Genomic DNA, 17,536 nt, shown 5'->3' on the forward strand with positions numbered 1-17,536 from the left:
CCCGGTCATTGGTCAAATACGCTCCGTAATCGTGCAAAATGGGGCACATGATGGGTGGACTTATCGGGATTACGCTGGTTTCTCTCGGCATGGTGCTCACGCCGGGACCGAACATGATCTATCTGATCTCTCGTTCCATCACCCAAGGGCGGCGCGCCGGCCTCGTCTCGCTGACGGGGGTGGTGCTGGGCTTCACGATCTACCTGACCGCCACGTGCCTCGGCCTCACCGCGATCTTCGCGCTGGTGCCCGCCGCGTACACCGCGCTGAAGCTGGGCGGCGCGGCCTACCTCGGCTGGCTGGCGTGGAAGGCGCTCAAGCCCGGCGGCGGATCGGTGTTCGAGACCCGCGAGCTGGAGCCTGCCTCGCCGCGCAGGCTGTTCTCGATGGGCCTGCTGACCTGCCTGCTCAACCCGAAGATCGCGATTCTCTACCTGTCGCTGCTGCCGCAGTTCATCGATCCTCACGCGGGGAACGTCCTGCTGCAGAGCCTCGCGCTCGGTTCGGTCCAGATCGTCATCGCGACCACCGTCAACGGCCTGATCGCGATCTCCGCGGGCACGCTGGCCGCGTTCCTCGCCACCCGGCCGCTGTGGGTGCGGATCCAGCGCTACTTCATGGGCACCGTGCTCGGCGGCATGGCGATCCACCTGGCCACCGACCGCTCCCGCGCGATGGTGGCCGCCTGACGTCCCTTTCGGGGTACGGCGCGTGCCGTACCCCGGAAAGCGTCACCAGCGGTGATGGACCTGGGCGCGGATCTTCCTGTCATAGAGATCCCGTACGGCAAGCAGCGTCGCCTCCGGCAGCGGCGGCAGCGCGGCGGCGTCCGCGTTGGCCCGAGCCTGCTCGGGCGAGCGGGCCCCGGGGATGACAGTCGTCACGCCCGGCTGCTGGACGATCCACCGCAGCGCCGCCTGCGCGGGCGTCGCGCCGTCGGGCGCCAGCGCCGCGAACTCCACCGCCGCCTCGACCCCGGTGGCGAAGTCGACGCCGGAGAACGTCTCGCCCTGGTCGAACGACTCGCCGTGCCTGTTGTAGGTCCTGTGGTCGTCGGCGGGGAAGACGGTGTCCCTGGTGTACTTGCCCGACAGGAGCCCCGAGGCCAGCGGCACCCTGGCGATGATCCCCACTCCTGCCTCCGCGGCGGTGGGCAGGACCCGCTCCAGCGGCTTGAGCCTGAAGGCGTTGAAGATGATCTGCACGCTGGCCGTGCCAGGCCTGGCGATCGCGGTGAGGGCCTCGTCGCAGGTCTCCACGCTCACCCCGTAGGCGGCGATCCTGCCCTCCTCGACCAGCGTGTCCAGGGCGTCGAAGACGGCCTCCGAGGAGTACACGGGAGTCGGCGGGCAGTGCAGCTGCACCAGGTCGAGCCGGTCCACGCCGAGGTTCGCGCGGGACCTGTCCGTCCAGGCGCGGAAGTTGTCGAGGGTGTAGAGCGAGGGGTCCAGCGCGACCCTGCGGCCCATCTTGGTCGCCACCAGGATGTCGGCGTCCGGGCGGTCGCGCAGGTAGGCGCCGATCAACTGCTCGCTGCGGCCGTCGCCGTACACATCGGCGGTGTCGAAGAAGGTCACGCCCTCCTCCACGGCCGCGTCGAGGACGGCCGGCGCGTCCTTCTCCTCGACCTCGCCCCAGTCCGCGCCGAGCTGCCACGTCCCCAGCCCGACGACGGACGCCCGCTGACCTGACCTGCCGAATATCCGCTGTTCCATGGCTTCAGCATCGAGCGACGCCCGATCGACTGTCCACCCGGGTCACTCCAGCCCATGCGAGGGCTTGCCACCGGCGAAGCCCCCGGAGCTCACTTTCCGATGCCGTCGGCGAGGCCCTTCACGATGTACCGCTGGCCGAAGAAGAAGAGCAGCACCACCGGAACGGCCGCGATCACCATTCCCGCGAACACGACCGGGTAGTCCGTGCCGTGCTTGCTCATCAGGCTCGTCAGCCCCACCGGCAGGGTCTGCACCCCGCTGCCGCTGGTGAAGACCATCGCGAAGAGGTACTCGTTCCAGGCGAACAGCACGTGCAGCATGACCGTCGACGTGATGATCGGCTTGCTCATCGGGAGGATGACCCGCCAGAACGCGGTCCAGCGTCCGGCGCCGTCCATCTCCGCCGCCTCGTCGACCTCGCGCGGGAGGTCGATCATGTACGCGCGGATGAGGAAGGTGGTGAACGGTATACGGAAGGCGGTGTACAGGATGAGCAACGCCCAGAAGCTGTTGTAGAGCCCCATCGCCTGGAACATCTTCACCAGCGGCACGAGCGCCACCGTCGGAGCGAGCATGAGCCCGCCGAGGATCGTCCCGGTGATCGCCTTGTTGAAGGGGATGTCGACGCGCGTGAGACCGTACGCGGCCCACGCGCTGACGAACACGGTGGCCACCGTCGAGGTGACCGTGACCAGCACGCTGGTGGTGAGGTAGCTGTCCACCCCTCGGTTCCAGGCCTTCTGGTAGTTCGAGAAGCTCCAGTCGACGGGCAGGGCGAACGGGTCGCCGAACAGCTCGGCGTTGGTCTTGAACCCGTTGAGCACCATCCACAGCAGGGGGTACAGCACGACCACCGCGAGCCCGAGCAGGAAGGCCCACATGAACACGCGCGCGATCACGCCGAGAAAGCTCAGGCGCCTCACCACTCCACCCTTCTCTTCCGCGTGACCCACAGCTGCGCCATGGCGATGCCGAGCGTGATCACGAAGATCAGCGTGGCGATCGCGGCGGCGTAGCCGAAGTTGTTGCGCACGAACCCGTTGCGGTAGAGCCACGTGCCCATGACCTGGGTCGAGTTGTCGGGGCCTCCGCTGGTCATCACCATGACCTCGTTGAACACCTGGAACGCCCCCGAGATCGTGACCATCGTCATGAGCCCGGTCATCTCGCGTACCAGGGGGACCGTCACGTTCGTGAAGCGGCGGATCGGTCCCGTGCCGTCGATGGCGGCGGCGCCGTACAGCTCGGAGGGGATGCGCTGGATCGCGACGGCGAACAGCAGGGTGGAGTACCCGAAGCCCTGCCACTGGCTCATCGCGATGATCGCCATCATCGCGGTGCTCTCCTGGCCTAGCCACGAGTGGTCGAACACGCCCAGCCCCACCGCTTCGAGGGCGTGGTTGAGCGGGCCGAGGTTCGGCTCGTAGATGAAGTAGAAGAGCAGGCCCGCGACGGTCAGCGAGATCGCCGAGGGGACGAAGTAGACCGCCCGCAGGCCGCGCCGCCACCGGTCGCTGCGGATGCTCTCGATGAGCGCGGCCAGCAGAAGCGCGCCGAACACCTGGAACACGATCGAGATCACCGCGTACAGCAGGTTGTTGCCGAACGACGACCAGAAGACGGGGTCGTCGAGCAGCTTGCGGTAGTTGTCGAGGCCGACGTACTCCTGGCTTCCGCTGTAGATGTCCCACTTGAGCGTGCTGAACCCGATGTTCTGCACGAGCGGCAGGTAGACGAACACCCCGACCAGCACGAGGGCGGGGACGACCCACGCGAGCCCTAGTGCCCGTTGAGTGATGGTGCGCACGGCATGCTTCCCTTCGGCCCCGCGGCCTACTTCGCCGACTCCGAGGCCTGGCGCACGCTCTGGAGCACCTGCTCGGGAGCCTTGCCACCGCTGATGAGGGCCTCGCCGCCGGCCAGCCACGCGTCGGCGACCTCGGGCACCGTGACCATGTCGAGCCAGCTGGCCAGCTGCGGCGCGCCGTTGACGAGCTCGATGCCCTCGAACACGGCCTTGCTCGACGTCTCGGGCGTGACGGCGCCGATGACCGTGCTCGGCTGGCCGTACGGGGGAGAGGAGAGGGTCTTGGCGTTCTCGAGGCTCGTCACGAACTTCATGAAGTCGACGGCGAGCGCGACGCGCGGCGACCTGGCGTTGACCAGGTATCCCTCGGGCGCCCCCTCGATGACCTTGGGGTTGCCCGCCGCGCCCGAGGGGACGGGCAGGGGGAAGATGCCGAAGTCCTTGGCGGCGAGCCCGCGGTCGGCCGTCGTGCTGTCGAACTCCAGGATCTCCTGGTAGTACATGGCGGCCTTGCCGTTGGCGAACGCCTCCTGCGCGGAGGTGTAGAGCACGCCGTTGGTGCCGCTGCCCGAGTCGGTGCAGTCGGTGACGAGCGTCTTGAACTGCTTGAGCGCGGCGAGGTAGCCGGCGTGGTCGAGCTTGGCCGTCGCGGGACGGACGTCGGCCTTGAGGGCGGCGTCCGGCACGTTGTAGGCGAAGAGCTGCTGCAGGTAGTGCAGCGCGGGCCAGCCGTCCTTGTTGCCGAAGGCGATCGGCTCGTAGCCGGCCTTGCGCAGCGCATGGCAGCTGCCGACGAGCTCCTCGAACGTGGTGGGCACCTTGACGCCCGCCTTGGCGAAGGCGGCCTTGTTGTAGCCCATGAACTTGCCGTTGTTGTAGAGCGGGATCCCGTAGTACTTGCCGTCGTAGGCGAAGGCGGACAGCGAGGCCTTGCTGAAGGTCCGCCCCCACTCGGTGTCGGGGCCGATCACCTTGGTGAGGTCCGCGGCCCTGCCGCCGCGCACGAAGTTCTCCGCCCAGTTGCCGGTCCACGTGAAGTAGACGTCGGGCAGCGCGTCGGAGGCGGTCAGGGTCTTGGTCTTGTCCTTGACGCTCTGGTCGGTCTCCTGGATGAGCTCGACCTTCACGCCGGGGTGCTGCTTCTCGTAGGCGGTGGCGAGCTGCTCGAAGTACGGGCTCAGCGGGTCGCCCGCGAACTTGGTCAGGACGCTGAGCGTGCCGGAGAACTCCGGCTTGGCGTTGATGTCGACCGTGGGGGCTGCCGCCGTGCCGCCTGAGCAGCCGGTGAGGGCGAGCACCGAGGTTCCGGCCAGTGCGGCCAACGTCGTCAGGGCGCGAGGACGCATGGGCTTCCTTTCTCTCGGATCTCTCGGGCCTTTCGGGGAGAGGGGGTGAGCGCCGACTGTACAGCGCATCTGATACCGGTACCAGAGGGTGGACCAAGATCTTATTTTCTTTGCACATCGCTCCAGGCTGGATGGATGAGTTGACGACGATGGTTTCGCTGTGTCAGCGTGATGCCGCGTGATACCGGTATCAGGTCGCGAGGCGCCGCCGGTCGCGCAATTCCCGAAAGGACGCGAACATGCTCGGATTCAACGAGCCCGAATTCGTCTCACAGCTGGCGAGCGCGGTGGCACTGCGCCCCAGGATCGAGGAGCTCGTCGACCGCCTCGTTGACGAGGGCTTCGACAACCTCCTCCTCGTCGGCGCCGGCGGCACCTACGCGCAGATGTGGCCCTACGAGCACCTGGCCAGGCGCTCGTCACGCCTCGCCGTACGCGCGGTGATCGCGGCCGAGCTGATCGCCTCGGGCGACGCGACGCTCGGCGAGCGCACTGTGGCGATCTTCACCTCGGTGTCGGGCACGACCGACGACAGCGTCCGCGCCATCGAGTACTGCAAGGCCAAGGGCGCCTACACGATCGGCTTCACCGGCTACCCCGAGTCGCCGGTCGCCACGAAGGTCGACGTCGCGCTCATCTCCGAGCCGAAGACCTGGCCCTTCGACCCTCAGCTCCTGCTGTTCATGGGCCGCCTCCTGTCGCGCAGGGGCGAGTTCGACGCCTACGAGAAGTTCGCCGACGAGCTCGCGGGCATCCCCGGCATCCTGGTCGAGGTGGCCAAGCAGGCCGAGCCCGCGGCGTCGGACTTCGCCGAGGCCCACAAGGACACCGGCTACCACTTCCTCGTCGGCGGCGGGAACCTCTGGGGCTTCACCTACCTCTACTCCATGTGCATCCTCGAGGAGATGCAGTGGCTGCGCACCACGCGGGTGCACAGCGCCGAGTTCTTCCACGGCTCGCTCGAGCTGCTCGAAGAGGACACGAGCGTGATCGTCTTCCAGGGCGAGGACGAGACCCGCGCCCTCACCGACAGGGCCGAATCCTTCGCCAAACGCGTGTCGAAGGACGTCACCGTCTTCGACACCCGCGACTACGCGCTCGACGGCATCAGCCCCGAGTTTCGCGGCCTGCTCGCGCCGCTCGTCCTCGACACCGTCATGGGCAGGGTCAGCAAGCACCTGGAGCGGGTCCGGGACCACTCACTCGACCTGCGCCGCTACTACCGCGTCATGGACTACTGAGCCTTCATGAGAGTCCTCGGCTTCGGCGACAACATCGTCGACCGGTTCGTCGACCGCGGCATCGACTATCCGGGCGGCAACAGCGTGAACGTCGCCGTCTACGCCGACCGCCTGGGCGTCGAAGCCGCCTACCTCGGGGTCTTCGGCGACGACGACCTCGGCGGTTTCCTCCGCGCGTCGATCGCCGCGCAGGGCGTCGCCGTCGACCGCTGCGCCGTACGGCGGGGCGAGACCGGCGTCTCCACCCTGCGCGTCGACGACGGCGACAGGGTCTTCCTCGGCTGGAACGGCGGCGGCGTCACGGTCAGGGAGCCGCTCGTGCTCGACGGCGAGCTGCTCGACTACGCCTCGTCCTTCGACCTGGTCCATTCGAGCGTGTACTCCCGCAGCGAGAGCGAACTGCCGAAGCTGCGCACGCTCGTGAGCTTCGACCTGTCGAGCGAGGAGGAGTACCGCGCTCCCTCCTACCTGGACCGTGTCTGCCCGCACGCCGACCTGGTGCTGCTCTCCTGCTCCCACCTCGACGAGGCCGCCACCCGCGCCCTGCTCGCCGACGCCGTACGGCGGGGCGCGGGTCTGGCGCTCGCCACCCGCGGCGTGGAAGGCGCGATCGCCCACGACGGCCGCGTCACCGTCTCGGCCGCCGCGCGCCCCGTCGAGCAGGAGAAGGTGGTCGACACCATGGGCTGCGGCGACGCCTTTCTGGCCGGCTTCGCCGTCTCCCTGCTGCGCGGCGGGTGGTCGGCGGGCACGCGGCCGTCCGGGAGCCTGATCGAGCGGGCACTCCACGACGGCGCCGACAGCGCCTACGAGCAGTGCTTCGTCGAGGGCGCCTTCGGCTACGGCAGGCCCGTCGATCGTCCGGCCGTGGCTAGCATGTGGCCAGGCTCCGAACGCGAGAAATGAGGGACGCCATCCATGCCAGCTGACCGGGGCCGCGCGGCGGGACCGCCGACGATCTCCGAGGTGGCCCGCGAGGCCGGGGTCGGCCGCGCCACCGCGGCCCGGACCCTCGGCGGGTACGGATACGTCAGCCCCGAGCTGAGGGAGCGCGTGCTCGCCGCGGCGGAGAAACTCGGCTACCGCGCGAACGCGCTGGCGCGCAGCATGTCGACCGGGGTGAGCCACACCCTCGGCGTGATCGTCGCCGACATCGGCAACCCGTTCTTCGCCGGGGTGGTGCGCGGGATCTCCGACACCTCCCGCGCCAGGGGCTTCGACACGATCGTACTGAGCACCTACGAGGACCTCGACGAGGAGGTCGCGGCGACGAACGTGCTCATCGACAAGCGGGTCGACGGCTTCATCGTCGCCTCGGCCGCGGTCGACAAGGGAGAGGTCGCCCACATCAGGGCGGCGATGGAGCGCGGCATCCCTGTCGTGCTCGTGGACCGCGCCGTCGCCGCTCTCGACCTCGACGCCGTCGTCATCGACAACCGCGAAGCCGCCAGGGAGGCGGTCGAGACGCTCATCGCGGCGGGACACCGGCGCATCGGCTTCGTGTGGGGGCCGCCCGCGCCCGAGGCGCCCGCGACCAGGCGCGAGCTCCTCGCGGAAGCGTCCCGCAACCTGTGGACGGACGGCGAACGGCTGCGCGGCTACCTCGACGCGCTCGACGACGCGCGCATCCCCTTCGACCCCGAGGTGGTGATGGTCGGACGGAAGACGGAGGAGAGGGTGACACAGGAGGTCGCCCGCATGCTCGCCCTGCCCGACCGGATCACCGCGGTGTTCTGCACCGAGACCGACGCGGTGACGGGGGCGTTGCGGGCGTTGCGGGCGGCCGGGCTGGCCTATCCGCGGGACGTGGCGTTGATCGGGTTCGACGACAGCTCGTGGGCCGCGGTGATGGAGCCCCCGCTGACGATGATCGAGCAGCCGGTGCACGAGCTGGGGGCGAAGGCGGCGGAGGTGCTGCTCGACACGATCGCGGGCACGGAACCGCGCCGGGAGATGCACACGCTCCGGTCCCGCCTCATCGTCCGCTCCTCGGTCGCCCCGCCCTCCTAGGACGTCACCCGGCCTTCCCCAGGTCCCTGCTTCGGCGCGGTCGGCCATCACCGGGACGCGCGGGAACTGTCCGGCGCCAGCACGTGACACCTAGCTGTGGTCCACGCCGAACCTGTGCCTGCGTCTCACCCTGATGACGATCAGTGTGGCGACGACGCCGAGGACTACTCCGACAGCGACGCCAGCGAGGACGGGTAGCCACTCTGCGACATGGGTAGCGAGCGTCAGGCCGGAAGACGTGTCTGGGATAGCGAAGGTTTCCTCCGGGGTAGGGGCGTGGAACACGTCGTCGTTGTTGGATGGGGACTGGGTCGGTGTCATGGACACGATCGCCATCATGGCGTCGATCATGACACTGTCCGCCTTGGAAGACGTGCGGAGCTCCAAGTAACGTTCCGCTCATTCTCAAAGACAGCAGGGACACTCGTCCCGTGGCGTGTTCCTCGTCGTTGTCTGTGTTCGCGCTGGTCATAGCGCGTCCGGGACACTTCCTCCAGCATCAAGCCGGAAACCTCTGAGAGTCCACGGGCGTCGTGCCGCGCAGCTCCATCACTTCGTCGGGTCTCGCGGCGCCCGACCCTGATGATCCAATGCCGCCGGGCAAGACCTGGGTGACCTTCGAATGGCCGTGCCAGCTCGTTCTGAAGTCCGGCTTCTATCTCAGCCTCAGCGACCCGGCCACGCTCAGAGCCGTGCTGGCCACCACCACGCGCAGGCGGCCCGCCGGGGTCTACGACGGGGTGCGCACCACCCTCCACGAAGGCGCCATCACCTTCGCGCAGCTCTACAAGGCGAACCCGGACATGCGCATCGGCTACCACCGCAGGCGGCCCATCGGTAATGAGTACGCCGGCTGGAAGGTGTCCTGGCGGTTGTGGATCGGCGGCGACCAGCTCGTCCGCAGAGCGTGGAGCACGTGGCGCAGCCCGAACGACGGCCCGGGCAGGTCCCCCGGCGATGAACCCTCCTGGGCCTACGCGGAGGATCTCCGGCTATCGGACTGGGGGATGAAGGTGCATATCAAACCGCCGCCGGCCGAGGAGACGGTGGCGTCGGAGGAATGGCACCCCTGACCCGAACGCGCGAAATCCCTTGCCCGGCCGGCTCTTTGGGTGGACGCATGGTGCCATCGGTTGGAAGTGATGGTGAGTGAAGCAGCGGAGCGTGGCCTTCCTGCTGATTCTGGCGTTGGTAGCGATGCCGACGCTCAGCACCAGCGCCCCACCAGATTGCGGAGTGCAACCACTCGCAGATGCCGAACACCTCTCACGGGAGGAGCTGTTACTTGAGGCGATGCGGAAGGCGGGAGCTCTCCTGCCCAGCCCGACCCCGTCCGTGATGGTGTCCAGGGGTTACGTGCCCGATGTGAAGGTTGGGATTCTATCGCAGAAGCCTGACGAAGGACCTCCCGCGCGCCCGCGCAGTCGACCGGGGATCGGTCCCTGATCCGGAGCGCTGTGCACTGGCCGTTGGCGATTTCCAGGACGCGGCTTGCGTTCGGGTTCGGCGGTGAACCGTCGTATTAGCTGTTCAGCACTCGGTTCTCCGTGACCGGAGAAGTCGAAGTGCCGTCGCCAGCGACGAAGTCGGCACTTCGCCATATCCGCCCTATTTTTCGGCGGGTTCTACGGCGGCCCCTCATAAATAGGTGCGGCATTGGCGCGGGCCTGGGTTAGTCTGCGCCAATGCCGCATGGGGACATTGACAAGATCGCCGAGGAAACCGGCTTCTCCGGTGTGGTCTGGATCGACCGGGCCGGCCAGATCGAGTTCGCGAAGGCCTACGGGCTGGCCAACCGCACCTACCACGTTCCCAACACCCTGGACACCCGATTCGGCATCGCCAGCGGCAGCAAAGGGTTCACCGCCCTGGCCGTGCTCTCGCTGGTCCGTGACGACGTGCTGCAGCTGAGCACCACCGCCCGATCCCTGCTCGGCAAGGATCTACCGCTGATCGCGGACGACGTGACCGTCGAACATCTGCTCACCCACACCTCTGGCATCGGTGACTACCTGGACGAAGAGATCGACACCGAGATCACCGACTACGTCATCGGCGCGGCGCACGAGCTGACTACTACCGAGGCTTTCCTGCCCCTGCTGGACGGGTATCCCACCAAGTTCCGGGCCGATGAGCGGTTCGGCTACTGCAATGGTGGATTCGTGGTCCTCGCCCTGCTGGCAGAGCGGGCCAGCGGTGTCGGCTACCACGACCTCGTCCGGGAACGGGTGCTCCGCCCGGCCGACATGACCAGAACCGACTTCCTCCGCTCCGACGAGCTACCCGCTGACGCGGCCGTGGGTTACCTGCCATTGGACGGGGTGGACCGCTCCAACATCTTCCACCTGCCGGTGCTGGCCACCGGCGATGGCGGCATCCACACCACCGCCGCCGACATCTCCACCTTCTGGCGCGCGTTTTTCGCCGGCGACATAGTGGATTCCGTCGAAGAGGTAGTACGGCCGCGCTGCGACGTACCCGAAGAATCCATGCGCTACGGTCTCGGCTTCTGGCTGCACGAGAGCACCGACACGGCGATCCTGGTCGGGTGGGACGCCGGCGCGTCGTTCAAGTCCACCCACGACCCGCACACCGGCACCACCTGCACCGTGCTCTCCAACACCTCCCCCGGCGCCTGGCCCATCGCCCGCGCTCTCACACCTTGAGGACCGACACGTCAACTGGACGCCCGCACGACGCGCGGCACACCACCGCGACGGTACTCCTGATCCTTGGAGTCCCTGAGAGGACCGTGATGGCCATCATGGGGTGGTGAAGTTCCGGGATGGCGCGCAGGTACCAGCACGTGACTGACGCCATGCGGGACATGGTGGCCAAGCAGGGTCGATGGGCTGCTCTTGGAGTCTGAGGCAGAGCCCGAAGAGCCGCCGGAAATGACCAACTGAGACAGGAAAGCGAGAAGGGGTGCGCCGTGATCACGGCGCACCCCTTCCGAACTGGCGGAGGATGGGGGATTTGAACCCCCGATAGGTTGCCCTATACACGCTTTCCAAGCGTGCGCCCTCGGCCACTAGGCGAATCCTCCGTCGAGAAGCTTACCGGACTCCTCATGGTGAAGAGACCACGAATTAGCGGGAGCGAGCACTGCCGTACGGGGCTAGACTGTCGAAGGACCCCTCGCGCGGCGTCATCCTGTGAACCTCCCCAGGGCCGGAAGGCAGCAAGGATAAGCGGGCTCTGGCGGGTGTGCGAGGGGTCTCTTCATTGGAAAGCCCCCTCGCAGGCGGGATGGTCGCATGAGTCTTGCGCTTTACCGCAAGTACCGGCCCGGGACCTTCGCCGAGGTCAAGGGTCAGGAACACGTCACCGATCCCTTGCGGCAGGCGCTTCGCACCGGCCGGATCAACCACGCGTACCTCTTCAGCGGCCCCCGAGGGTGTGGCAAGACTTCCAGCGCCCGCATCCTGGCGCGCTCGCTCAACTGTGAGAAAGGCCCGACGCCCGACCCCTGCGGCGAGTGCGAGTCCTGTGTGGCGCTCGCCCCCACGGGCCCCGGCCATCTCGACGTCATCGAGATCGACGCGGCTTCCCACGGTGGCGTCGACGACGCGCGCGACCTGCGTGAGCGGGCGTTCTTCGCCCCCGTCTCCGCGCGCTTCAAGATCTACATCATCGACGAGGCGCACATGGTGACCCGCGAGGGTTTCAACGCGCTGCTCAAACTCGTCGAGGAGCCCCCGCCGCACCTCAAGTTCATCTTCGCGACGACCGAGCCGGAAAAGGTCATCGGCACGATCAAGTCGCGTACCCACCACTACCCGTTCAGGCTGATGCCGCCCGCGACGCTCAAGGCGCTGATGGAGGAGATCCTCACCGCCGAGAGCGTCCCTTTCGAGCCGGCGGCGCTGCCGATGGTCGTGCGCGCGGGCGCGGGTTCGGCCCGTGACTCGCTGTCCATCCTCGACCAGCTCCTCGCGGGCGCCGAGGACGACGGCATCACCTACGCCAAGGCCGTGTCCCTGCTCGGCTACACCGACGGCGACCTGCTCGACGAGGTGGTCGACGCCTTCGCCAGGCGTGACGGCGGAGCGGTCTTCCAGACGGTCAACAGGGTGATCGAGGGCGGCCACGACCCCAGGAGGTTCGCCGCCGACCTCCTCGAACGCTTCCGCGACCTCGTCATCCTCGCCAACGTTCCCGAGGCGGCCACCAGCGGCCTGCTCGACCGTCCGGCCGACGAGCTCGACCGCCTGGTCGCCCAGGCCGCCTCCATGGGGCCCGCCGAGCTGACCCGCGCGGCCGAAATCTTCAACGCGGGCCTCACCGAGATGCGCGGCGCCATGTCGCCGCGGTTGCTGCTCGAGCTGATGTGCTCGCGGGTGCTGCTGCCCGGCGCCGCGCAGGGCGAGGCGGCTCTGCTCACCCGCCTCGAACGGCTTGAGCGTGGCGGGGTCGTCGCCCAGATGGCCGCCCGCTCCGCCTCGTCCTCCGGTACGGCAGGCACCCCCGCCGCCGCGCCCGCCGGTGGCGCTGTGGGCGACATCTCCGGCATGCCCGGCGCGGCCGCTGGAATGAGCACGCCCAGCCCTTCCTCCAGCGGAACGGCCCCGGACGGCCACGGCGGTGGGACGCCCGGCGCGACCACAGGCGCTGCTTCGAGTGCCGCCGCCACCGGTGGGGATGCCGGCTGGCCTGAGCCCGTTCGCCCTGGTGCTCCCGTACAGCAGCCCGAGCCGGTCCAGCACGCACAGGCCCCGGCGCCGGCCCAGGCCCCGGCGGCGACGGGCGGCGCCGGTTTGATCCAGCAGCAGTGGCCCGCCGTCCTGGCCGCGCTGAAGAAGCGCAGCATCGTCGTCTGGGCGAACGTCAACACCAACGCCCAGGTCGTCGGCGTCGAGGGCAACCTGGTCACGCTCGGGTTCGGCCAGGTCGGCGCGATGAAGAACTTCACCGGCGGCGGCAAGGACGCCGTCGTGGCCGGTGCGCTCGGCGATGTGCTGGGCGGCACCTGGCGGGTCGAGGCCGTCGTGGGAGGCTCTCCCGTCCCACAGGGCGGCCGCGCTCCCCAGCCGGGCCCCCGCTCGCCCCAGGCCGGCCCGTCACCCCAAGGCGCCCCATCCCCTCAGGGCAGCCCCTCCGCTCCGGGCGGCCCGTCCCACCAGGGCGGTCAGTCTTCTCCGGGCGGCCCCGCTTCTTTTGACGGCGCCTCTCCAGGGGGAGGCGGCCAGGGTGCTTCGGGCTCTCCCGGTGGCCCGGCCTTCGCGGGCGGGTCCGCCGGTGGCCAGGGCGGCTCCGACTCTCCGGGTGGCGTGACGCCGCCGGAAGGCCCGGCTGCCGGTCATGGTGGTCAGGGCGGTGGACCTGGCGGTGCTGGTGGTGCTGCTCAGGGCGGCGGGCCTGGTGGCGCCGCGGGCGGCGCTCAGGGTGGTTTCGCGGGCGGGACTCCGAGTGGCGAGTCGTCAGGTGGCCCCCAGCACGCCGGCGTGCAGGGTGGCGGCGCGTCCCACGGGCAGAACGGCGCGGCGGGTGATGTGTCGTGGGGGTCTGGAGAGGCAGGCGACTCCTCAGGCGTCTCAGCCCAGCCAGCCGGATCCGGACACACCGAAGCGACGGGGCCAGGGCAGCGGACCGGAGCCGGGCACGTCGAGGCGGCCGGTGATGGTGCGGATGGTCAGGAGCGGGAACGGCTGACGACCGATGAGTCGTGGCCTCAGGCGCCCGACGACCACGACTTCGGCACGCCGCCCATGCCGAGCCCCACGCAGGCGACGAGCCGTACACCCAGTCCAGGGCTGGCGGCGGCGAGGTCGGCGGCCAAGGCGGCCGCGCAGGCGGGCCCTCGCACGCCCGCACCCCGGCAGGGCGGCGGCGGCAACGCGGGCGCCTGGCCCGACGCGATCCCCGGGCGGAACCGTGGCCCCGAGTCCGATGACGTCGACCCGCTCAACGACGCCAACGCGGACGTGGACGAGCTCAGCGGCATGGCCCTGCTCCAGCGCGAGCTCGGCGCCCAGATGATCGGCGAGATCGACCACACCTGACCGGTCCACCCTGAATGGTCAGGCCTGATCGGCCCCGAACCCCGGCGTCCCATCGAGCGGCGACTCCGTGGGAGGAGGACCCCAGGTCGCGGCGAGGAGGACCGCCAGTCCATGCAGGAGAACCAGGCGGGACGGCGCGAGCCACGACTGCCCGCTCATTCTGAGGACGACCCCTCCGCCCGGCATGGCGCTCACGGGTCAGGGGGACAGGCGGGCGCGGGCGGCGGCGGCGCGGTGGTCGGTGAAGGGAAGGGTGGCGGCCACGCGTTCGAGGATCTGGAAGTCGTCGCGGCCGTTGGCGGTCTGCGCGTAGGCCCAGAGGTCGTCGGCGGAGCCGCAGGTGAGCAGGCTGGTGCGGACCTGCACCTCGAGCTCGTCTCGCGCGCTCCTGATCTCGGGCGACTCCGAGCGGGGCAGCAGCGGCCCCGTGTAGGCGCGGGCGATGGCGGTGACGTCGTTGCCCTCGAGGAGCCGTCTCAGTTCGAGGAAGTCGGCGGCGACGGGCGCGACCAGCCGGTACGGCTTGGCCGCCACGGCCCCGCCGAGCTGGGCGCGCAGGCGGTAGATCTCGGCGCGGATGGTCGCCGGGTTGCCGTCGTCGCCGTAGAGGTAATAGGACAGTTGCTCTGCGGTAAGGCCGCGCGGATGCAGGGCGAGCAGGGTCAGGATCTCGGCGTGACGCAGTGAGAGAGGCAGGGCGCGGGCGCCGTACCGGGCCATCGGCTGGCCTTCGCCGAGGAACGTGAGCCGCAGCGGCAGCGCCTCGGACCGCTCGGCGGGACGCAGCAGGAACCCGTCGAAGAACGGTTCGAGGATCCCCGCGGGACAGATGGCGGAGCCGGGCTCGGGCAACTGGATGCGGGGGCCGAGCAGGCCCGCGGGGTCGCCGGACAGGACCCGGCCGGTGGAGGTGACCAGGACGCCCGGTGGCTGGAGCAGGCAGTCGTAGCGCCTGCGCAGGCGTTCGTCGCGTTCGTACATCCTGAGCGCGAGCCGGGCCTCGGCCAGCCGCGCCGTGGTGGCGACCAGCGCGACGGTGGCGGGGTGGAGGCTGCGGGAGGTGCCGCTGACGTCGACGCAGCCGAGGACGGTGTCGGTGTCGGGGTCGATGATCGGCGCCGAGCTGCACGACCAGCAGTGGAGCACGCGCAGCAGGTGCTCCTCCGAGTAGACGTGGACGGGCTTGCGGGTGGCGAGCGCGGTGCCGATGCCATTCGTGCCGACCGAGATCTCCGACCAGTGGTGTCCGTCGGCGAGACCGACGAGGTCGGCGCGGCGCATGGTGCCGTAGTCGCCTTCGCGCCACAGGATGCTGCCCTCGGCGTCCGTCACGATCATGATGTGCTGGGACTCGTCGGCCATCTGCTTGAGGGTCTGGGCGAGCATGGGCAGCAGGGGCTGAAGAGGGTGGGCCTGGCGGACGTCCTTGATGAGGGAGCCGTCGTAGACCAGCGGCGCCGTCTGGCTCTCCGGGTCGACACCGGCCTCCATCGACCGCTGCCAGGAGGCGTTGATCAGCTGGCGTGGCGCTCCGACCCCTGTCTCCAGGATCCGGCGAAGCCGCCGACCGTAACTCATTGGCCACTCCATGTAGTCAAGCTGTACGGCGAAGCATCCGTGTTATCACGTCCTTCGCGCAAGCCGTTCGGGGGATTGCATAGGGTGATTGATCGCTCGCAACGTGTGTGCAACGTTGCGCTCGTTAACGTTCCTGCATCACGCCGGCGTGGCGCGGCCGCTCCTGTCGGTGTGATGGCCGGGTCCCGGACGCTGGAGGGGGGCTGGGACCCGGCCATGACGCCGCGACCGTCGACAAAGTCGAAACATGTGCCTGCCAGTACATGTCGGCGCTCAGACACCGTAGGCTCGTGACAGTTACGGACGCGGAGCCGACGAGGAGCGCACGAAGGTGAACCCAGGGGATGTCAACCTGCAGCAGCTGCTGGAGCAGGCACAGCTCATGCAGCAGCAGCTCGTGAGCGCCCAGCAGGAGCTCAACGACGCGCAGATCGAGGGCTCGGCCGGGGGCGGCCTTGTCACGGCTGTCGTCAACGGATCCGGTGAGCTGCTCGAGCTGAAGATCAATCCGGAGGTCGTCGACGCCGACGACCCGCAGGACACCGCAGACACGATCGCCGATCTGGTCATCGCGGCCGTTCGCGACGCCGTGCGCGCGGCGGCCGACCTGCAGCAGGAGAAGCTCGGCCCGCTGGCCCAGGGGCTCGGCGGCGGCGGTCTCGGCCAGCTTCCAGGGTTCTAGGCCATGTACGAAGGGGTCGTACAGAACCTGATCGACGAACTGGGCATGCTCCCCGGCGTCGGTCCCAAGAGCGCGCAGCGGATCGCCTTCCATCTGCTGGCGGCCGATCCCGTCGACGTCAAGCGGCTGGCCCACGCGCTGCTCGAGGTCAAGGAGAAGGTCCGGTTCTGCCGCGTCTGCGGCAACGTCGCCTCTGAGGAGGAGTGCCGGATCTGCCGCGACGCGCGGCGCGACCCCCACGTGATCTGCGTGGTGGAGGAGTCGAAGGACGTCGTCGCGATCGAGAAGACGCGCGAGTTCCGCGGCACCTACCACGTGCTCGGCGGGGCGATCAGCCCGATCGACGGCATCGGCCCCGACGACCTGCGCATTCGCGAGCTGATGACCCGCCTGGCCGACGGCCGGGTGACCGAGCTCATTCTCGCCACCGACCCCAATCTGGAGGGGGAGGCGACGGCGACCTATCTCGCCCGCCTGGTGAAGCCGATGGGCGTGAAAGTGACACGACTGGCCAGCGGCCTGCCTGTTGGCGGTGATCTCGAGTACGCCGACGAGGTCACCCTGGGCCGCGCGTTCGAAGGACGGAGGCTGCTGGATGTCTGATCAGTGGAGCGTTCTCGCCGACGAGATCGCAGGGCACGCGCAGAACTATCTGGACGGCCTGAGCAGGGTGGCGGGCGGTGAGGGCGGCGACGCCATCTGGTCACTGCTCCTTGTCGAGGTCGCGCAGGTGAGCCTGGCGGGCGCCCAGCTCGGAGCCAGCCAGGACGTCATCCTCTCGGGCAACTGGGAGCCGCCGTTGAGCGAGGATCCCGACGTTGACGGGGTCCGTACGGCACTGGCCGAACGCCTGGAGGCGGTGGACGACTACGCCGAGGTCTTCGACCCCTACAAGGACACCGCCGTCACGCCGTACCGGCTGTCCGACGACCTGACGGCCGTGGCCGCCGACCTCATCCACGGCCTGCGCCACTATCACGCGGGGCGGCCGCACGAGGCGTTGTGGTGGTGGCAGTACTCCTACTTCAACACGTGGGGCAACCACGCGGGCGCCGCCATGCGCGCACTTCAGGCGCTCGCCGCGCACACCCGCCTGGATGTGGCGGAAGAGGCGCTCTCCACCTGATTGTCCACATAGTGGGCTGAACCTCCAGG

General features: G+C 69.0%; 16 protein-coding genes, 1 tRNA gene and 1 other RNA gene. 11 read left to right on the forward strand and 7 right to left on the reverse strand.

Annotation, left to right across the window (positions count from 1 at the left end; genetic code table 11):
- Positions 1 to 47: 47 nt before the first annotated feature.
- On the forward strand, positions 48 to 689 hold the full coding sequence (locus AB0B45_RS21525) for a LysE family translocator (protein ID WP_358132945.1): 642 nt from the start codon (positions 48 to 50) through the stop codon (positions 687 to 689).
- Positions 690 to 731: 42 nt separating this feature from the next.
- Here the strand turns inward: AB0B45_RS21525 and AB0B45_RS21530 are convergent, their stop codons facing one another.
- The 4 genes from AB0B45_RS21530 to AB0B45_RS21545 all read right to left on the reverse strand — a co-directional run bounded on the left by AB0B45_RS21530 (position 732) and on the right by AB0B45_RS21545 (position 4,868).
- Positions 732 to 1,715: an aldo/keto reductase gene (locus tag AB0B45_RS21530; RefSeq protein WP_358132948.1), complete on the reverse strand. Its 984-nt coding sequence runs from the start codon at positions 1,713 to 1,715 to the stop codon at positions 732 to 734.
- 89 nt (positions 1,716 to 1,804) lie between these two features.
- Positions 1,805 to 2,638, reverse strand: coding sequence for a carbohydrate ABC transporter permease (locus AB0B45_RS21535; protein WP_358132951.1), 834 nt, complete (start codon positions 2,636 to 2,638; stop codon positions 1,805 to 1,807).
- Entirely contained in the window at positions 2,635 to 3,522 is an 888-nt protein-coding gene (locus AB0B45_RS21540) for a sugar ABC transporter permease (protein ID WP_358132954.1), read from the reverse strand. Before AB0B45_RS21540 ends, AB0B45_RS21535 begins: the two co-directional genes overlap by 4 nt.
- A 26-nt stretch (positions 3,523 to 3,548) precedes the next feature.
- Positions 3,549 to 4,868, reverse strand: a complete 1,320-nt coding sequence (locus tag AB0B45_RS21545) for an extracellular solute-binding protein (protein WP_358132957.1) — start codon at positions 4,866 to 4,868, stop codon at positions 3,549 to 3,551.
- 239 nt (positions 4,869 to 5,107) lie between these two features.
- On the opposite strand from AB0B45_RS21545, the gene AB0B45_RS21550 reads away from it, so the two are divergent.
- The 3 genes from AB0B45_RS21550 to AB0B45_RS21560 are packed head-to-tail and all read left to right on the forward strand — an operon-like array spanning position 5,108 to position 8,119.
- A complete protein-coding gene (locus AB0B45_RS21550) occupies positions 5,108 to 6,109 on the forward strand; it encodes an SIS domain-containing protein (protein ID WP_358132960.1) in 1,002 nt (333 codons plus the stop codon).
- A gap of 6 nt (positions 6,110 to 6,115) precedes the next feature.
- On the forward strand, positions 6,116 to 7,015 hold the full coding sequence (locus tag AB0B45_RS21555) for a PfkB family carbohydrate kinase (protein WP_358132963.1): 900 nt from the start codon (positions 6,116 to 6,118) through the stop codon (positions 7,013 to 7,015).
- Between the two features lie 12 nt (positions 7,016 to 7,027).
- Positions 7,028 to 8,119: a LacI family DNA-binding transcriptional regulator gene (locus tag AB0B45_RS21560; protein ID WP_358132966.1), complete on the forward strand. Its 1,092-nt coding sequence runs from the start codon at positions 7,028 to 7,030 to the stop codon at positions 8,117 to 8,119.
- A gap of 90 nt (positions 8,120 to 8,209) precedes the next feature.
- Here AB0B45_RS21560 and AB0B45_RS21565 read toward each other — a convergent pair whose 3' ends face one another.
- A complete protein-coding gene (locus AB0B45_RS21565) occupies positions 8,210 to 8,470 on the reverse strand; it encodes a hypothetical protein (protein WP_358132968.1) in 261 nt (86 codons plus the stop codon).
- A 239-nt stretch (positions 8,471 to 8,709) separates the two neighbouring features.
- Between AB0B45_RS21565 and AB0B45_RS21570 the strand changes: the two genes are divergently transcribed.
- Together AB0B45_RS21570 and AB0B45_RS21575 are read left to right on the forward strand one after the other, a co-directional pair.
- The gene (locus tag AB0B45_RS21570; protein ID WP_358132971.1) at positions 8,710 to 9,192 is read left to right on the forward strand and encodes a hypothetical protein; all 483 of its coding nucleotides are present in this window, start codon (positions 8,710 to 8,712) and stop codon (positions 9,190 to 9,192) included.
- A gap of 612 nt (positions 9,193 to 9,804) precedes the next feature.
- Entirely contained in the window at positions 9,805 to 10,785 is a 981-nt protein-coding gene (locus AB0B45_RS21575; protein ID WP_358132973.1) for a serine hydrolase domain-containing protein, read from the forward strand.
- Between the two features lie 292 nt (positions 10,786 to 11,077).
- Here AB0B45_RS21575 and AB0B45_RS21580 read toward each other — a convergent pair.
- Positions 11,078 to 11,165, reverse strand: a tRNA-Ser gene (locus tag AB0B45_RS21580).
- A gap of 83 nt (positions 11,166 to 11,248) precedes the next feature.
- Here AB0B45_RS21580 and ffs point away from each other — a divergent pair.
- Positions 11,249 to 11,344: signal recognition particle sRNA small type (ffs, locus tag AB0B45_RS21585), an RNA gene on the forward strand.
- 32 nt (positions 11,345 to 11,376) lie between these two features.
- Positions 11,377 to 14,121, forward strand: coding sequence for a DNA polymerase III subunit gamma and tau (locus AB0B45_RS21590; protein WP_358132976.1), 2,745 nt, complete (start codon positions 11,377 to 11,379; stop codon positions 14,119 to 14,121).
- A 198-nt stretch (positions 14,122 to 14,319) separates the two neighbouring features.
- Here AB0B45_RS21590 and AB0B45_RS21595 read toward each other — a convergent pair whose 3' ends face one another.
- Complete coding sequence (locus AB0B45_RS21595) at positions 14,320 to 15,699, reverse strand: GAF domain-containing protein (protein ID WP_358132979.1); 1,380 nt, start codon at positions 15,697 to 15,699, stop codon at positions 14,320 to 14,322.
- Positions 15,700 to 16,030: 331 nt separating this feature from the next.
- Between AB0B45_RS21595 and AB0B45_RS21600 the strand changes: the two genes are divergently transcribed.
- The 3 genes from AB0B45_RS21600 to AB0B45_RS21610 are packed head-to-tail and all read left to right on the forward strand — an operon-like array spanning position 16,031 to position 17,507.
- A complete protein-coding gene (locus AB0B45_RS21600) occupies positions 16,031 to 16,381 on the forward strand; it encodes a YbaB/EbfC family nucleoid-associated protein (RefSeq protein ID WP_358132981.1) in 351 nt (116 codons plus the stop codon).
- 3 nt (positions 16,382 to 16,384) lie between these two features.
- Entirely contained in the window at positions 16,385 to 16,984 is a 600-nt protein-coding gene (recR, locus tag AB0B45_RS21605; RefSeq protein ID WP_358132984.1) for a recombination mediator RecR, read from the forward strand.
- A complete protein-coding gene (locus tag AB0B45_RS21610) occupies positions 16,977 to 17,507 on the forward strand; it encodes a DUF5063 domain-containing protein (RefSeq protein ID WP_358132987.1) in 531 nt (176 codons plus the stop codon). The genes recR and AB0B45_RS21610 overlap by 8 nt, the downstream gene beginning before the upstream one ends.
- The last annotated feature ends 29 nt before the right edge of the window (positions 17,508 to 17,536 follow it).

Source organism: Nonomuraea sp. NPDC049152 (genome assembly GCF_040648355.1).
GTDB lineage: Bacteria > Actinomycetota > Actinomycetes > Streptosporangiales > Streptosporangiaceae > Nonomuraea.

What these genes read in the sequence shown, in the direction of transcription:
- AB0B45_RS21550 (WP_358132960.1), top strand. Translation starts at nt 5,108, where the DNA reads ATGCTCGGATTCAACGAGCCCGAATTCGTCTCACAGCTGGCGAGCGCG.
- AB0B45_RS21565 (WP_358132968.1), bottom strand. Translation starts at nt 8,470, where the DNA reads ATGATCGACGCCATGATGGCGATCGTGTCCATGACACCGACCCAGTCC.
- AB0B45_RS21590 (WP_358132976.1), top strand. Translation starts at nt 11,377, where the DNA reads ATGAGTCTTGCGCTTTACCGCAAGTACCGGCCCGGGACCTTCGCCGAG.
- AB0B45_RS21570 (WP_358132971.1), top strand. Translation starts at nt 8,710, where the DNA reads ATGCCGCCGGGCAAGACCTGGGTGACCTTCGAATGGCCGTGCCAGCTC.
- AB0B45_RS21595 (WP_358132979.1), bottom strand. Translation starts at nt 15,699, where the DNA reads ATGAGTTACGGTCGGCGGCTTCGCCGGATCCTGGAGACAGGGGTCGGA.
- AB0B45_RS21530 (WP_358132948.1), bottom strand. Translation starts at nt 1,715, where the DNA reads ATGGAACAGCGGATATTCGGCAGGTCAGGTCAGCGGGCGTCCGTCGTC.
- recR (WP_358132984.1), top strand. Translation starts at nt 16,385, where the DNA reads ATGTACGAAGGGGTCGTACAGAACCTGATCGACGAACTGGGCATGCTC.
- AB0B45_RS21525 (WP_358132945.1), top strand. Translation starts at nt 48, where the DNA reads ATGATGGGTGGACTTATCGGGATTACGCTGGTTTCTCTCGGCATGGTG.
- AB0B45_RS21545 (WP_358132957.1), bottom strand. Translation starts at nt 4,868, where the DNA reads ATGCGTCCTCGCGCCCTGACGACGTTGGCCGCACTGGCCGGAACCTCG.
- AB0B45_RS21555 (WP_358132963.1), top strand. Translation starts at nt 6,116, where the DNA reads ATGAGAGTCCTCGGCTTCGGCGACAACATCGTCGACCGGTTCGTCGAC.
- AB0B45_RS21575 (WP_358132973.1), top strand. Translation starts at nt 9,805, where the DNA reads ATGCCGCATGGGGACATTGACAAGATCGCCGAGGAAACCGGCTTCTCC.
- AB0B45_RS21560 (WP_358132966.1), top strand. Translation starts at nt 7,028, where the DNA reads ATGCCAGCTGACCGGGGCCGCGCGGCGGGACCGCCGACGATCTCCGAG.
- AB0B45_RS21610 (WP_358132987.1), top strand. Translation starts at nt 16,977, where the DNA reads ATGTCTGATCAGTGGAGCGTTCTCGCCGACGAGATCGCAGGGCACGCG.